Source organism: Aulosira sp. FACHB-615, assembly GCF_014698045.1.
In the GTDB taxonomy this organism is placed as follows: Bacteria; Cyanobacteriota; Cyanobacteriia; order Cyanobacteriales; family Nostocaceae; genus Nostoc_B.
Map to the genome: position 1 here is coordinate 1 of NZ_JACJSE010000002.1, position 14,991 is coordinate 14,991.

The following is a 14,991-nucleotide window of genomic DNA, read 5'->3' on the forward strand; positions in this document are numbered from 1 at the left end:
CAGCCTACATATAGGCGGTTGTTGGTGCTGGTGATCCAGTTGCAGAACTGCTCCCATACGTTGGCGCTTTTGCGCTGTTGTAAGGTTGCTGTCATGTCTTTATGATTGCTTTGGTTATGTATGTTTCAGGTGTTTTTACCTGTTGTTACATATCTTAAAGGTAAACATTGCGTTTTGTAAAGTAATCTGAGGAAAAATTTTTAACTTAGCCTGTAGAAAGCTCTGATACCTAGTTAAGAGAATAGTAGGTTGGGTGTAGCGATCGCTACACCCAACCTACACCAGTCTAAGTTGTTGTCGTAACTGATACCAAATTAAAAAATGATTGCGGCAGATGGATGACTCAAAAGCTTACCGATCAACCCTTACCCAATCCAAAATCTAAAATCTAAAATCCAAAATGGTATGAACTGTATTGACTTATAAGACTTACGCAGTAAAACGAAAAATCAAGGGTATGGGGGTGTACTTATCCAAAACCCTTATACCCTCAAACCCTTTCACCCAGTCTCCACAGACAATCTTTGTGCGTAAGTTCTAACTTAATACAAATCTATCGAATCATCTCTTCGAGAGATGGAAATAAAATTTTCTCTGCTTGGGCGCGATCGCTACATTCTTCGGCTGGTAAACTGCACATACAAGCAGCATTAGTAATATCAGTAATTTGACCGCGCAAGCATTTTATACTTTGAATGACTAAATACGCTGCAAAAATAGCGATTAGCGCAGCTACTAATAAACTGATAACTCCATCCGCCCATGTCCAATTTAGCCAGATAACTGCGATCGCAGCTAACACCGCACCAACGGAACTAGCAACATCAGCCAGCAGATGCAGAAAGGCACCTCGAATATTCAAGTCTTGATGACTGCATCCATGTAGATACAAAGCATTAAAACTGTTAATCCCCAAGCCAATCAAGGCTGTAGTCAACATTGGTATACCGAGAATCTCCACATCTGGAGATTGCAATCTTTCCAAAGCCTCTTTAACAATCCAGCCAGCAATACAAGCTAAACTAATCCCGTTGACCAAGGCTGCCAAAATATCTAATCGGTAGCGTCCCAATACATTGTGCTTCGATATAGATTGAGATAGCCAGGAAGCTACTAGTGCTAAACCCAACGCTGCGACATCCGAGAGAATATGTTCAGCATCTGCTAATAGAGACAGACTGTGGCTCCAAATTCCTGCACTCAATTCCACACAAAAAAATACACTGAGTAAAACTAAGGCAGTCCACAAAGCCTGAAATTTTTGCTTTACCTGGCTTGATTGCATCGAATCTGACCTGATATACGTACTGGAGTTTCTCTCCAATCATAAGCTATCAGTCAAATACTCCCCCACTAAAAGCACCATTACTGAGATACATGAATACCTGTACATTCGTGCCTTCAATGTACCAGCCTCTAGATTAATGATTGAGTCAATCAGGTTTAATAGGGGGTAAAAATAAAAGCGATCGCCTAAATTGAGTGATGTATTTTCCACAGCGATCGCCATCTGCTAAAAGTAGTATTTTTCAGATAGTAGTGAATATTTTCTACTCACAGTTAACTATCTATAATATCTATCATCTCTGTCATAACGGTCATTTCTGTCATATCTATCGTCTCTGTCATAACGGTCATTTCTGTCATATCTATCATCTCTGTCATACCTGCCATTTCGGTTATATCTATCGCCTCTGTCATACCTACCATTTCGGTTATATCTATCGTCTCTGTCATACCTACCATTTCTGCCATTACCTACTGCAAACTCAGCGCGGCAACCATTTCGTACCCAGATCCGATTTCCTCGGTAGCCCCAGTTGTCTCGACAACTAGCGTTAGATAATTGTCTTATAAATCTCACTCTACCTCTACCGGGTACAGAACAAGTATTTCTCTGATTATCTCGGCTAGAACAAGTTATAACCTCTTGGGCTGAAGCCGGGGTGGCAGCGCCTAAAAGTGTACCGATGCTAATACTAGCAGCCATAAAAGTAGCTGCAATTATAGGAAAACGTATGACCATATCAACTATTAGACTGATTCAGTAATTTTCAACAGTAACTATAATAATTGTAGCGAAATAAATTAATAGGTAATTTTGCTATTAAAATTTCAGGTAAATGTACTTTTAACTTAGCAAGAGAGCGCATTCAGGATTCACAAATATGACTCTTGAAGCATCAATCAGGCTTTTCTGGGATATAAATTTTAATATTCTAGGAGTAGTAGTTATTAAAATCTGACAACTACTATTGCTGTATTTTGTATTCTTACCAATAATTAAATATTATTAACTACATTTAAGCAGAAACACTTTTTACGGAATTAATAGTTATCTTGAACCTGAGAGCCGAGTATATTTTTTTGCTGAGGTATTCTAGCTGAATCAAAGTTAGGGGAAATATTATAGAAGGTATTTTAAAAAACTGCGGCGCGAACTAAATATAAGTAAAACATGATTAATTTAGGAGTCTGCTATGGAACCGCTTGACTTGAAATGGATACGTAGCCAGTTTCCCGCACTAACACAAAAAATCAATAATCAACCTGCGATTTTTTTCGATGGGCCAGGTGGAACGCAAGTACCGGGGGCGGTATTAGATGCAATGAATGACTATCTGGTGAGGTCAAATGCTAATGCTCATGGGTATTTTGCCACCAGTGCGCGTACAGATGCGACGATTAACTCGGCTCGTGCAGCGATCGCAGATTTTCTTGGATGTGATAGTGATGAGGTGGTATTTGGTGCAAATATGACCACTCTCACCTTTAGTTTGAGTCGGGCGATCGGTCGAGAATTGCAGCCAGGTGATGAAATTATTGTGACGCGGCTAGATCACTACGCTAATGTTTCTTCTTGGTATGCGTTGGAAGAAAAAGGTGTAATTATCCGCGTTGTCGATATTAATGTTGATGACTGCACCTTAGACATGAATGAACTAGAACGGCTGATTAACCCAAAAACAAAATTAGTCGCCGTCAGTTATGCTTCTAACGCTGTGGGTACGATTAATGATATTGCTGCGATCGCCAATTTAGCTCATAGTGTTGGTGCTTGGGTATTTGTCGATGCAGTCCACTATGCACCCCACGCACCAATTAATGTCCATAGTTTAGATTGCGACTTTTTAGCTTGTTCTGCTTATAAATTTTTTGGCCCCCATATTGGGATTTTGTACGGTAAAAGAGAACATCTAGAACGCTTGCAACCCTATAAAGTTAAACCTGCACCCGACGAAGTTCCCTCACGCTGGGAAACAGGAACTTTGAATCATGAAGGTTTAGCTGGGGTAGTTGCAGCAATTAACTATTTAACTAAACTTGGTTGTCATGTTTCACCTGCAATTGATAACGAACTAGTTACAGCTTTAATTACAGCCGACAAAGAAGGGTTACAAACCTTTAGTTGTCCCCGCTTTCTCAAATCATCAGAACCAGCGAGTATTACATCGGCTTATCACAGTCGCCGTGCGGCTTTACTTACAGCCATGTCAGCTATCCAACAATACGAACGGGAACTAAGTCATAAATTAATTGCTGGACTCTTAGAAATTCCTGGGTTAAGCTGCTATGGAATAACTGACTCGACTCGTTTTGCTTGGCGGACACCAACAGTAGGCGTGAGACTAGCGAATAAAACCCCTGAAACTATCGCCAAAGCATTAGGCGATCGCGGTATTTTTACATGGCATGGTCATTTTTATGCGCTAGGTTTAATAGAGAGGTTAGGTGTAGAAAATAGTGGTGGTTTACTACGAATTGGATTAGCACACTACAACACCATTGAAGAAATTCATCAGTTGTTGTATGTGTTGCAAGAAATAGCAGAACTTCCTCATGATTAATTTCTTTTTTTCAAGATACGGGGTTATTTTAACCTCGTAAACTTTTATGGAAAATCACCTCAAATATTACGATTTGGTATTACTCAATGGCTGGGTGATTGACCCCAGTCAATCACTGAATGGTCGTTTTGATATTGCTATCTGTGATGGTAAAATTGCGGCAATTACCAAACAGTTAAAAACTTATAAATCACAGCTAACATTTGCAGCAGGCAATTATTTAATTTGTCCTGGATTTATTGATTTACACGTTCATGTTTATGAATGGAAAACAACATTTGGAGTGCCAGCCGATGATGTAGGAATTAATGCTGGTGTAACCACAATTGTTGACCAAGGCAGTAGTAGTCCGTTTACATTTGCTGGCTTTAAATCAGATATTGGGGAGAAATCACAAACCGATGTCCGTAGTTTTTTGTTAGTTAATCATGCCATAGCTCAAACGATTGGTGACACGGTTTCGGGGTTAGAAAGTCCCGAAAACATAGATATAGAAACCTTGATTAAGGTAGCGCAGGCAAATCCCCAAATTGTGCGGGGTTTTAAAGTCCACGCAGATTCCGGCTCAATATCACGTTGGGGAATGGACGTACTAAAATTAGCCAGAGAAGTAGGCGATCGCACTAATTTACCTTTATATGTTCACACCGGAGAATTGTTTCCAGTAGATGAAACTAATCGCCCAAACCCCGAAAAGGTAGTAGAAAATGCCCTGTCATACATGAAACCGGGAGATATTTTAGGTCACTGCTACAGTTGTCAACCAGATGGGTTGCTGGGAAAGCGCACTCAAGTTCCAGAATGGTTGTATGCAGCAATTGAGCGAGGCATCTTATTAGATTTAGGACATGGATTAAAATTTAGCTTTGAGACGGCAAAGCGGATGATGGCGCAAGGCGTATTTCCTTACACTATTAGCAGTGACGCTCACGGTAATTTCAAGAGCCTGCATGATGATTCAACGTTGAATTATAGTTTGTGTGGCGGAATTTCTAAATTAATGGCATTGGGATTAAATTTAACAGATGCGATCGCTGCTGTCACCATTAACCCAGCCCGTGTTTTAAAAGCTGATGCAGAAATTGGCACTTTAAAAGTTGGTTCGATTGCAGATATCACAATTCTCAAGTTAGTAGAAGGTGATTGTTTACTTTTTGATGCTTTAGCACAACCATTAAAAGCGAAACAAAGACTGATTCCCGTTGCAGTGCTGCGTTCCGGTAAGTTAATTCAACCTAATTGTCGCTTGTTACGAGATGTAGTAGGAATAGGTACTGGCTGAAATAGTAGCAGAAGGTCAATTTTCTGAGACATAAATGAATTGACCGAGCCAATTTTAGATTTTAGATTTTAGATTATTTCGGTTCATGCCCCGCCCCTTGTGGGTGGAACAAATCCAAAATCGTCAATTTAAAATCCACAAGCGGCATCCCGGAATCGGTGCAGTCAATCCAAAATCGTAAATCCAAAATCCAAAATTGTTTGACTCTATTGGGAGAGAGATGTAATACTTAACTTAATCGAAGGGGAGTAGCTACTGGCATCAAGCCAGTTTATCTGAATCAACATACTGGTGATGAACCTGGTTCAGATATCAAATTTAAGTATTTGACAGCGAGACCTTCACTAAGTTCACAGACAAGATGTGAGCTTGGTGAGGTCTTTTGGCTCTCTTCAAGCTCACATCGCTAACAATGATTGAGGAGCTTGAGAGAGTGTTAACAGCTTTTACCGCAGGTTTATTATTAATTACCGTTTCTGAGCTTGGTGATAAAACTTTTTTTATCGCTGTGATTTTGTCAATGCACCATTCGCGGCGGTTGGTATTTGCTGGCGTGACAGCCGCCTTAGCAGCGATGACTATCCTATCGGTAGTTTTTGGACAAGCTGCATCATTGCTGCCAAAAGTTTACATTCATTACGCTGAAATTGCTTTGTTTATTGCCTTCGGTATTAAGTTGTTGTACGACGCAAGTAAAATGACTGCTGCTAGTTGTGATACAGATGTAGTCGAAGAAGCAGAAGCCGCAGTTAAAAAAGCAGATGCACAGTTACCCAAACGCAAAACACCTTGGGCAATTGTCACCGAAGCCTTTTTACTAACATTTATGGCAGAGTGGGGCGATCGCACACAAATTGCTACTATTGCTTTAGCTGCTGGTAATAACCCAATTGGGGTAACAGTTGGAGCAGTTTTAGGACATAGTATTTGTGCTGCGATCGCAGTTCTTGGTGGTAAACTCATTGCCGGACGCATTTCTGAACGCCAACTTACCTTTATTGGTGGATGCTTATTTCTGATTTTTGGTGTAGTTGCGGCTGTAGAAGGAGCGTAAGGGGAAATAGGGGAATTGTGAGTAGGGAGTCGGGAATAGGAGAAAGACGGAGTTATACCATTTTGGATTTTAGATTTTGAATTTTGGATTGGAAAATTGCTTACTGGTGAGCTTTTCAGTAACCCATTTGTCGCAATCATTTTTCAAATTGGTATTACTTAAAAGTGCCTGTGTCAGCGCACACCCAGCACCGATGAAACAAACATCTTCTTCTCCATTCCCCACTCTCCACTCCCTACTCCCTACCCTCTAGCCTCTCTTGAAAAATTAAAGATTTTCCCAACTTAAGATAATTTAGAGCGCAAACAAGGGATAAATAAAAATAGTTCCATCTCGGTAACTATTTTCTGAATGCTTCTATGACCTATTGCCTAAGAATTGCTGATATCCCGACAAATGAACGTCCGCGTGAGCGTTTGATGACTTATGGCCCGAAAATTTTAGGAACGGCGGAATTAATTGCAATTCTTTTAGGTACTGGTCAAGGGCCGGGAAAACTTTCAGCAGTGGGTTTAGGACAATATCTTTTGCAAGAATTAGGCAAACATCAACGTGACCCATTAGCAGTTTTAAGAGAAGTCACACCAGCAGAACTTATGCAAGTTCCTGGTATTGGCCCAGCAAAAGCCACAACTATTTTAGCGGCGGTGGAATTAGGCAAACGTGCATTTCAATCACGTCCTCAAGATGGTGTACCAATTGATAGTCCAATGGCAGCTGCGGCTGCACTCAGTCAAGATTTGATGTGGCAAGCGCAAGAACATTTTGCTGTATTGTTATTAGATGTTAAAAACCGTTTATTAGGTACACAAGTTATTAGCATTGGTACGGCGACCGAAACTTTAGCTTCGCCACGGGAAATTTTTCGGGAAGTCATTCGTCAAGGTGCAACACGCGCTATAGTTGCCCACAACCATCCTTCTGGGAATGTTGAACCTAGCCAAGAAGATATAGAATTAACACGCCAATTATTAGCCGGAGCGCAATTATTAGGTATTCCGTTGCTAGATCATTTAATTTTAGGTAATGGAAATCACCAAAGTTTACGGGAAATTACAACTTTGTGGAATGATTATCCTCAAGGTGATTGATAGAAGTCTGAAGTCTATTGATGTGATGATCATTCGTTAGGGAACCGTCTTGATGATCAGTCCTTGACCAGACATAGTATCAGGACTTACGCACCAAGATCGGGTGTAAGGGTGTGTAGCGTAATACATACACCCCTGTATCTCTACACCCTTGCCAAAACCCTTGATTTTGCGTTTTTATGCGTAAGTCCTAATATATATCACCATTCACTATCATCCGGTTGTTTGAATAGAGGAGTGCTGAGGTAACGTTCACCAAAGCTAGGTTGTACCATAACAATCAAGCGTCCGGCGTTTTCTGGTCGTTTTGCCACTTCCAGCGCAGCATATAAAGCAGCGCCAGAAGAAATCCCAGAGAGTAACCCTTCTTCTTTGGCTAAACGTCGGCTATAGGCCATCGCTTGATCATCGGTGACTTGAATAACTTCATCTACCAGTTCTAGACGGAAAATTGCTGGGATAAAACCAGGGCCGATACCTTGAATTTTATGTGGCCCTGGTTTTCCGCCGATGAGTACGGGACTGTTGCTGGGTTCAACTGCGATCGCCTGAAAAGAGGGCTTGCGTTGTTTAATCACTTCTGCAACGCCAGTAATTGTCCCACCAGTACCGACTCCCGCCACTAAAATATCTACTTTCCCCTCGGTATCCGCCCAAATTTCTTCGGCTGTGGTTTCGGCATGAATTTTGGGGTTGGCTGGGTTGCGGAATTGCTGCAACATATAAGCATCAGGGGTTTGAGCCACAATTTCTTCAGCTCGTGCGATCGCGCCGCGCATTCCTTCCACGCCAGCCGTTAACTCTAGTTGAGCGCCATAAGCCCGCAGCATTGCCCTTCGTTCTTGGCTCATCGTGTCGGGCATCGTTAAAATAAGATGGTATCCCTTAGCCGCCGCCACCATTGCTAAAGCAATGCCCGTATTTCCAGAGGTAGGCTCAACTAAGGTCGTCTTACCAGGGTGAATTAAGCCTGCTGCTTCTGCTTCTGTTATCATACTGATGCCAATTCGGTCTTTCACAGAAGAAGCCGGATTCATACTCTCTAGCTTCACTAAAATCTCTGCAACCGCCCCTTCAGCCTGGGGAATCTTATTCAATCTCACTAAAGGTGTTCGTCCAATTAATTCGGTAATATCTTTTGCTATTCGCATCAGAGGACTCCTAGGTGTTGATATTATCTTGCTAAAAGCTGGATAGTTAATAATTTCAGACTTCAGATTTCAAACTTTCTAGATGTAATACATCGGACTCTGCTGTAAACGAGCTTCTCTTTCTTGACACAAGTCTTGGAGAGTGTAGCGATTCAACACTTCCATCGAGGCTACATTGGCTTGTTCCCAAATTTCGTGAACTAAGCGCCTTTCTAATGTGGGAGCCTCCGATTGTTCTTTCTCTTTGCGTTCGCCTTCTACTAAAGTGACAATCTCCAACACCGTAATTTGCCAAGGTTCACGAACCAAGAGGAAACCACCTTTTGAGCCGCGTTGACTTTGAACTACACCTGCACGCCGCAAATTGGTCAGAATTTGCTCTAAATATCGCTCAGGTATAGGTTGCTTAGAGGTGATTTCGCCCATAGTCAGAGGTACTTTTTTTTCGTGGTGGCTGGCCAGTTCTAAAAGTGCTAAGAGTGCGTATTCAACTTTAGAAGACAGATCCAGGAGAGCGTAATTTTGGCTATTCAAGATTTGTACTCAATCAAAATACTACGGTTTATCGACTGCTTTTTCGCATTTTATGCGAAATTAATTTTGTCTTGCTGTCGAATGTGTTAGCATCCGACTTATCAAGAACTAATAACTATAAGCCTATCGTTTTACCGTAGATTATCCTACAAAATCCTCCAAATGAGTTCATCTTTCACAGGAATTATTTTGGTTTCGTGATTTCCCACTCAAAACAACCACAACAAAGTTATGTTACTAACTGACTTGCAAACAATTTATGAGCGCGACCCCGCAGCCCGTAACTGGCTGGAGATTTTATTTTGCTATCCTGGATTCCAAGCCTTGATTTTGCATCGTTTAGCACATTGGTTGTATAAAAAAAACGTTCCTTTCTTTCCCCGGTTTGTATCCCATCTCAGCCGATTTTTTACAGGCGTAGAAATTCATCCAGGGGCAGTGATTGGTAAAGGAGTATTTATCGACCACGGTATGGGTGTAGTAATTGGTGAAACAGCAGTTATCGGTGATTATGCTTTAATTTATCAAGGTGTTACCCTGGGTGGGACTGGTAAAGAAAGCGGTAAACGCCACCCGACATTAGGTAGTCATGTAGTGGTGGGGGCTGGCGCAAAAGTTTTAGGCAATATTACTATAGGCGATCGCGTCCGTATCGGAGCCGGTTCTGTAGTTTTACGTGATGTGCCGAGTAATACTACTGTTGTGGGTGTCCCCGGAAGAGTGACTCGTCAAAATAACATCAATGTTGATCTGTTAGCTCATAATAAAATTCGAGATGTAGAAGCAGAAGCGATTCGGGCGCTATTTGAACGTGTCAAAAATCTCGAAAAACAGCTAGAAGAATTAGAAACTCAGTCACCATTAGAATTACCAACTGCGGTACATAGCGAACTCGAAATACTCTACAACAGTAAAGTCAATAGCAATGCTGTGATTGAAGACTTTCTTGATGGTGCAGGAATTTAGTTAGATCAGGTGATATGGGAATATGGTTTGATTCCTGAATCTAGCTGTGTAGTCAGGGAGTAGGAAAGAAGCCTGCTCTGGGTGTACTGATTTTTTTCCCAAATCAAATATGAATCCTATAGGTGATAGGTTACAGAGTTAAGTCTCAAAAAATCAGGATGGGTTTTATCACCCATCCAATGAAAATCATGCCTTAATTGTGCGTTACCAGATTTTGATGTCTCAATGTTAATAAATTAGAAAATCTGGGCCATAATTACCACTACCATCAGGTAAAGGAATTTGCATAAGTTGAATAGCAGGTGTTTTCAAACTAAACATCAATCCAATTGCACTACCCAGCTTATCTTGATTGCCAGTAGTCCAAGCTAGTTCGAGTTCATCTAAAACTGCTTTAAAAGCACTATTAAATTGATTTAACAATGCGCTGACTTCTGGGGATGGATTTTGCCAACCACCTTCAGGAACTTGTGCCATTGGGTATGTATCAGGGAAGGGTATAACTGCACCAGAATACCGCCAAACACCATCAACTTGCTCTAATTTCCGACCATGAGAAATCTCATCAAATTTGTAATAATGGGCAAGTTCACCACCAAATCCTTCTGCATCTGGGGATAGGGCAGTTCCTTCTCCTTGTACCTTAATTTCTGTAATCGCTTTTTCGACATCAGCTAGTGTATTGATAGCATATAACTGATGTCCACCGACTGAACCATCAGTTAGCTGATTAGCACCAGACATTGCTGGTTTGAGTTCTTGAAAAGCCACTAGAATGGCATCATAAAAAGCGCCAATTGTAGGATAAGTTTCACCACCAAAAAAAGCAATCGGCCCACTTTCAGGATATTCGATTTGCTTACAAACTTCGTCTAAATAAGTTTTACTTAAACCTGCTAAATATACCGTTAATTGAGGTCTGACTCCTCCTGGTAAATTACCGGGATAGCTTGGTAAAACACTATTAATTTTTGGTGTACCACCGATAGTTGTCAGCATATTAGCAACTAATCCCATGTGCAGCATTTCTTCCATCAGCACAGTACGAATTAACTTAGCAGCAGTTTCTTGATCATCTTTAATTGACCACCACGCGCAAAGATATGGCGGTAAAGTTGCTAACTCTAGTTCTATTGCTGCATTTAAACTATCTTTAAGCCAGTCAATATCTCTATTTGCACTTTCCGTTCTTAATAGTTCACTAATTGCAGTGTTCTTAGTTGTGGTGAAACTCATAGATGTACCTTGACTATTTTTGTAGGAATCAGTCAATACACGGAAATGACCGTATATTTCCGGTACAAGATAGCTTTAGCTTGATAATTCAGCCTTCCGTGATATTACTGATAAAATGACGAATTATAGTCAAGATTTATTGACGGATAATTTTCTAAAATGTTAAGTTATCACAATTTTTCCGAGCGATCGCTTTAACTTCATCTTGTTAGCTCAACTGATCAGACCACAATACTCCTTACTGCCCTAAGCCTCGTATGATCAAGATATAAGCAAAATATAAACTCGCCAGATTTTGACGGCATAACATGGGCAGTATTTGGGAACTCGATTTTTACTCTCGTCCAATTTTGGATGAAAATCAAAAAAAAGTTTGGGAAGTTGTCATCTGTGAAAGTCCCTTGGATATTCGGACGCAAACAGATTCGTTATTTCGCTACGCTCAATATTGTCCTAGCACCCAAGTCAATTCGGGCTGGTTGCGGACAGCGTTGCAGGAAGCCATTGACAAAGCCGGACAAGCACCTATAAAAGTCCGCTTTTTCCGCCGCCAAATGAACAATATGATTACGAAAGCCTGCCAAGATTTGGGTATTCCAGCCCAACCCAGTCGGCGCACTTTGTTGCTGAACCAATGGCTACAACAGCGAATGGCAGAAGTTTACCCTCAAGAACCAGGTTATCAAGGTGGAACTAACCCTTCTGTGCGTTTAGACAGTCCTTTACCTCAGCGTTTACCTGATGCTTTAGAAGGACAGCAATGGGTGTTTGTCAGCTTATCGGCGGCGGAATTAGCAGAAATGCCAGAATGGGATGTTGGTTTTGGTGAAGCTTTCCCCCTAGAAATGGCGCAATTACCCCCAGAAACGCGCATTCCGGGAGTTTTAATTTTCTCACCCAGGGCTTTACCTTTAGCTGGCTGGATGTCTGGTTTAGAGTTGGCGTTTTTAAGAGTTGATGATAGTGCTGGTACAAGGTTGATTTTAGAAACTGGTGCTACGGAAAGTTGGATTTTGGCAAATATCAAAAATCCCAAAATCTTAGCAGAAACCCAAGGTTTTGCCGAAGCGAAACAAAAAGCCAATGGAGTGCATTTTATTGGTATACAGTCAAGTCCTCAAGCAGAATCTTTTGCTGGGTTTTGGCTGTTGCAAGAGATGAATTTGTTGTGAATGAGGGAATGGGGAGTGGTGAGTGGGGAGTAGGGAATCCAAGATAAAACGGCATATAGGGAAAAATCCCTACCTTTTTCTGTTCCTTCTTCCCCTATTCCCTACTCCCTACTCCCTACTCCCTACTCCCTACTCCCTACTCCCTAGCCTCTAAGTACAAACTGATACATACCGATGATTTTTTGGGGAATTCTCTGCATTGATGGCACGCTGATAGATGCCCATGATTTGGGATAATTATCTGCGTCCATCTCCGTTGTCAAAAGCAAATTGCTGATTTGCGCGGATATGCACCAATGATTTGGGATAATTATCTGCGTTTGCTTGCAGTTCAAAATCCGAAATCCACAATTCACCAAGGGTCATGGGTTCTGAAAATTTCTCACACGATACACTAGCAGAACAGCTGCTGGAACTAGCCATCAAATCGGGAGCGGAAGCAGCTGAGGTGTATCAGTCGCACTCGCTTTCTCGTCCGGTGTTTTTTGAGGCTAACCGACTCAAACAGCTAGAAACCAGCCAATCTGAAGGTACAACGCTGCGGTTATGGCGCAATGGTCGCCCTGGACTGACGGTAGCTTATGGTGATGTGTCACCACAGGCTATGGTGGAACGGGCTTTGGCTTTGAGTGAACTAAATCAACCGGAAACAATCGAGTTAGTGACTAACTCAAAGCCCGCTTACCCAGATGTGGGGAAAAGTGTACCGATAGAAGTTTTAGTCAACTGGGGCAAAGAAGCGATCGCCATTATTCGCAATACTTACCCAGATGTACTATGTAATAGTGACTGGGAATGTGATGTGGAAACTACTAGACTTGTGAATAGTCAAGGTCTAGATTGTCACTACACCGATACTACCCTCAGCTGTTATATGTCAGCCGAATGGGTGCGGGGTGATGATTTTTTAAGTGTTTCCGATGGTCAAACTCAACGCAATACCCTAGACCCAGAAAAGTTAGCTTATCAAATTTTACAGAGGCTAGTCTGGGCGCAAGAAAATGTTGCACCACCTAATGGTCGTGTGCCGGTTTTATTTACTTCCAAAGCGGCTGATATGCTGTGGGGAACTGCCCAAGCTGCTTTAAACGGGAAACGTGTCTTAGAAGCGGCTTCCCCTTGGGCGGAACGCATGGGTAAACAAGTTGTTGCACCTAGTTTGACACTTTATCAAGACCCGGAAGCAGGCCCTTACAGTTGCCCTTTTGATGATGAAGGCACGCCGACAAAGGCTTTAGTGTTTGTCAAAGATGGTATATTACAGCATTTTTATGGCGATCGCACCACAGGCCGTCAACTCGGTAGCGGTTCCACTGGTAATGGTTTTCGTCCCGGTTTGGGTAGCTATCCTTCCCCTGGGTTGTTTAATTTCTTGATTCAACCTGGTACAACTCCACTACGAGATTTAATTCGCAAATTAGATAATGGTCTAATTGTTGATCAAATGTTAGGCGGTAGTGGGGGAATTTCAGGAGACTTTTCCATCAATATTGATTTGGGCTACCGTGTACAGAACGGTCAAGTTACTGGCCGTGTGAAAGACACAATGGTTGCGGGTAATGTTTACACAGCCCTCAAACAAGTCGTAGAATTAGGTAATGATGCGGATTGGAATGGTTCTTGTTATACCCCATCTTTAATAGTCGAAGGACTATCTACTACCAGTAGAAATTATTAAGTACTGCTCACAGCTTTGAGGGGACTAAGTTTCTACTCAACATTCAGCATTTAGAGACAAGGGGGACAAGGTAGACAAGGACGAGTAGGAAGATAGAAGTCTTTTTGAGTAAACCAATTGGATAATTTATTTTTGGGATTACTCTTAGCACTCAGCACTTTGCTATAAACAGCCAACATTATGAACTTTGCCACTAGCATAAATGATGCTCTCCAACTGGATAGAATTGTATTTCTAGGTCGTACTTTATCGGAGTATGTGAAATTTTTTGACCTAGATTTATCGCAGTGGCAAACAGCGAAAATTTTAGATTGTCCTGCGGGTGCAGCTTCCTTTGTGGCGGAACTGCATCAAATGGGTATTGATGCTGTTGCTTGTGACATTGTGTTCAATTTCGATGCAACAACTTTGCAAGCCAAAGGACAAGCCGATTTAGCTCATGTTATGGAAAGATTGACTGATGTCACCCATAACTATAATTGGGATTTTTATCAAAATATTGCCAAATTAACTGAATATCGCCAGATAGCATTAGAAAAATTTTTGGCAGATTATCCCAATGGTTGCCAAGCAGGACGCTACATTCAGACTGTATTACCAAAATTGCCTTTTAGCGATCGCAGCTTTGATTTGGTATTAAGTGCTAATTTGTTGTTTCTCTACAGTGACTGCTTGGATTATGCTTTTCACTGGCAAACAATTTTAGAACTTTATCGAGTTTGTTCTCAAGAAGTCAGAATTTATCCGTTGCAGGGTAAAGATGCTCAAACATATCCTTTGTTAAATAATTTACTTAACGATTTAAATCAAGCGGGAATTTCCGCAGAAGTTGTCAATGTACCTTGGGAATTTCTCAAAGGTAGCAATCAGATGTTGCGTTTGTGGCGGTGATGAATCAGGGCTTAACCACCAAATCATCTGTGATACTAGTACAGGTCGGCGTAAATAAACAGACCACACTTCGACCACACGGTATTTG

14 protein-coding genes are annotated in these 14,991 nt (G+C 41.5%); 8 read left to right on the forward strand and 6 right to left on the reverse strand.

Annotated features, from left to right (window positions below; translation table 11 throughout):
* Window positions 1-553: 553 nt before the first annotated feature.
* Both H6G77_RS02425 and H6G77_RS02430 read right to left on the reverse strand, forming a co-directional pair.
* Window positions 554-1,285, reverse strand: coding sequence for a cation diffusion facilitator family transporter (locus H6G77_RS02425; protein WP_190593049.1), 732 nt, complete (start codon window positions 1,283-1,285; stop codon window positions 554-556).
* 279 nt (window positions 1,286-1,564) lie between these two features.
* A complete protein-coding gene (locus H6G77_RS02430) occupies window positions 1,565-2,026 on the reverse strand; it encodes a DUF3011 domain-containing protein (protein ID WP_190870735.1) in 462 nt (153 codons plus the stop codon).
* Between the two features lie 454 nt (window positions 2,027-2,480).
* Here H6G77_RS02430 and H6G77_RS02435 point away from each other — a divergent pair, with 454 nt between their 5' ends.
* The 4 genes from H6G77_RS02435 to radC all read left to right on the forward strand — a co-directional run bounded on the left by H6G77_RS02435 (window position 2,481) and on the right by radC (window position 7,275).
* Complete coding sequence (locus tag H6G77_RS02435) at window positions 2,481-3,848, forward strand: cysteine desulfurase-like protein (protein WP_190870736.1); 1,368 nt, start codon at window positions 2,481-2,483, stop codon at window positions 3,846-3,848.
* A gap of 46 nt (window positions 3,849-3,894) precedes the next feature.
* On the forward strand, window positions 3,895-5,130 hold the full coding sequence (locus tag H6G77_RS02440; protein WP_190870737.1) for an amidohydrolase/deacetylase family metallohydrolase: 1,236 nt from the start codon (window positions 3,895-3,897) through the stop codon (window positions 5,128-5,130).
* Window positions 5,131-5,563: 433 nt separating this feature from the next.
* Window positions 5,564-6,184 (forward strand): TMEM165/GDT1 family protein, encoded by a 621-nt coding sequence (locus H6G77_RS02445; RefSeq protein ID WP_190593105.1) that lies wholly within the window; start codon window positions 5,564-5,566, stop codon window positions 6,182-6,184.
* Window positions 6,185-6,543: 359 nt separating this feature from the next.
* Window positions 6,544-7,275, forward strand: a complete 732-nt coding sequence (gene radC / locus H6G77_RS02450) for a DNA repair protein RadC (protein ID WP_062289059.1) — start codon at window positions 6,544-6,546, stop codon at window positions 7,273-7,275.
* Window positions 7,276-7,475: 200 nt separating this feature from the next.
* On the opposite strand, the gene cysK is transcribed toward radC, so the two are convergent.
* Window positions 7,476-8,426: a cysteine synthase A gene (gene cysK, locus H6G77_RS02455; protein WP_190870738.1), complete on the reverse strand. Its 951-nt coding sequence runs from the start codon at window positions 8,424-8,426 to the stop codon at window positions 7,476-7,478.
* Window positions 8,427-8,504: 78 nt separating this feature from the next.
* Window positions 8,505-8,960, reverse strand: coding sequence for an Rrf2 family transcriptional regulator (locus H6G77_RS02460; RefSeq protein WP_190593054.1), 456 nt, complete (start codon window positions 8,958-8,960; stop codon window positions 8,505-8,507).
* Between the two features lie 231 nt (window positions 8,961-9,191).
* Here H6G77_RS02460 and cysE point away from each other — a divergent pair, with 231 nt between their 5' ends.
* The gene (gene cysE / locus H6G77_RS02465) at window positions 9,192-9,926 is read left to right on the forward strand and encodes a serine O-acetyltransferase (protein ID WP_190870739.1); all 735 of its coding nucleotides are present in this window, start codon (window positions 9,192-9,194) and stop codon (window positions 9,924-9,926) included.
* 228 nt (window positions 9,927-10,154) lie between these two features.
* Here the strand turns inward: cysE and H6G77_RS02470 are convergent, their stop codons facing one another.
* Window positions 10,155-11,162: a ferritin-like protein gene (locus tag H6G77_RS02470; RefSeq protein WP_190593056.1), complete on the reverse strand. Its 1,008-nt coding sequence runs from the start codon at window positions 11,160-11,162 to the stop codon at window positions 10,155-10,157.
* A gap of 308 nt (window positions 11,163-11,470) precedes the next feature.
* Here H6G77_RS02470 and H6G77_RS02475 point away from each other — a divergent pair, with 308 nt between their 5' ends.
* A complete protein-coding gene (locus H6G77_RS02475) occupies window positions 11,471-12,334 on the forward strand; it encodes a Tab2/Atab2 family RNA-binding protein (RefSeq protein WP_190870740.1) in 864 nt (287 codons plus the stop codon).
* 237 nt (window positions 12,335-12,571) lie between these two features.
* On the opposite strand, the gene H6G77_RS36145 is transcribed toward H6G77_RS02475, so the two are convergent.
* A complete protein-coding gene (locus H6G77_RS36145; RefSeq protein ID WP_256364362.1) occupies window positions 12,572-12,700 on the reverse strand; it encodes a hypothetical protein in 129 nt (42 codons plus the stop codon).
* Here H6G77_RS36145 and H6G77_RS02480 point away from each other — a divergent pair.
* Window positions 12,699-14,012 (forward strand): TldD/PmbA family protein, encoded by a 1,314-nt coding sequence (locus H6G77_RS02480; protein WP_190593058.1) that lies wholly within the window; start codon window positions 12,699-12,701, stop codon window positions 14,010-14,012. The genes H6G77_RS36145 and H6G77_RS02480 overlap by 2 nt on opposite strands.
* Window positions 14,013-14,192: 180 nt before the next feature.
* Complete coding sequence (locus H6G77_RS02485; RefSeq protein WP_190870741.1) at window positions 14,193-14,903, forward strand: class I SAM-dependent methyltransferase; 711 nt, start codon at window positions 14,193-14,195, stop codon at window positions 14,901-14,903.
* The last annotated feature ends 88 nt before the right edge of the window (window positions 14,904-14,991 follow it).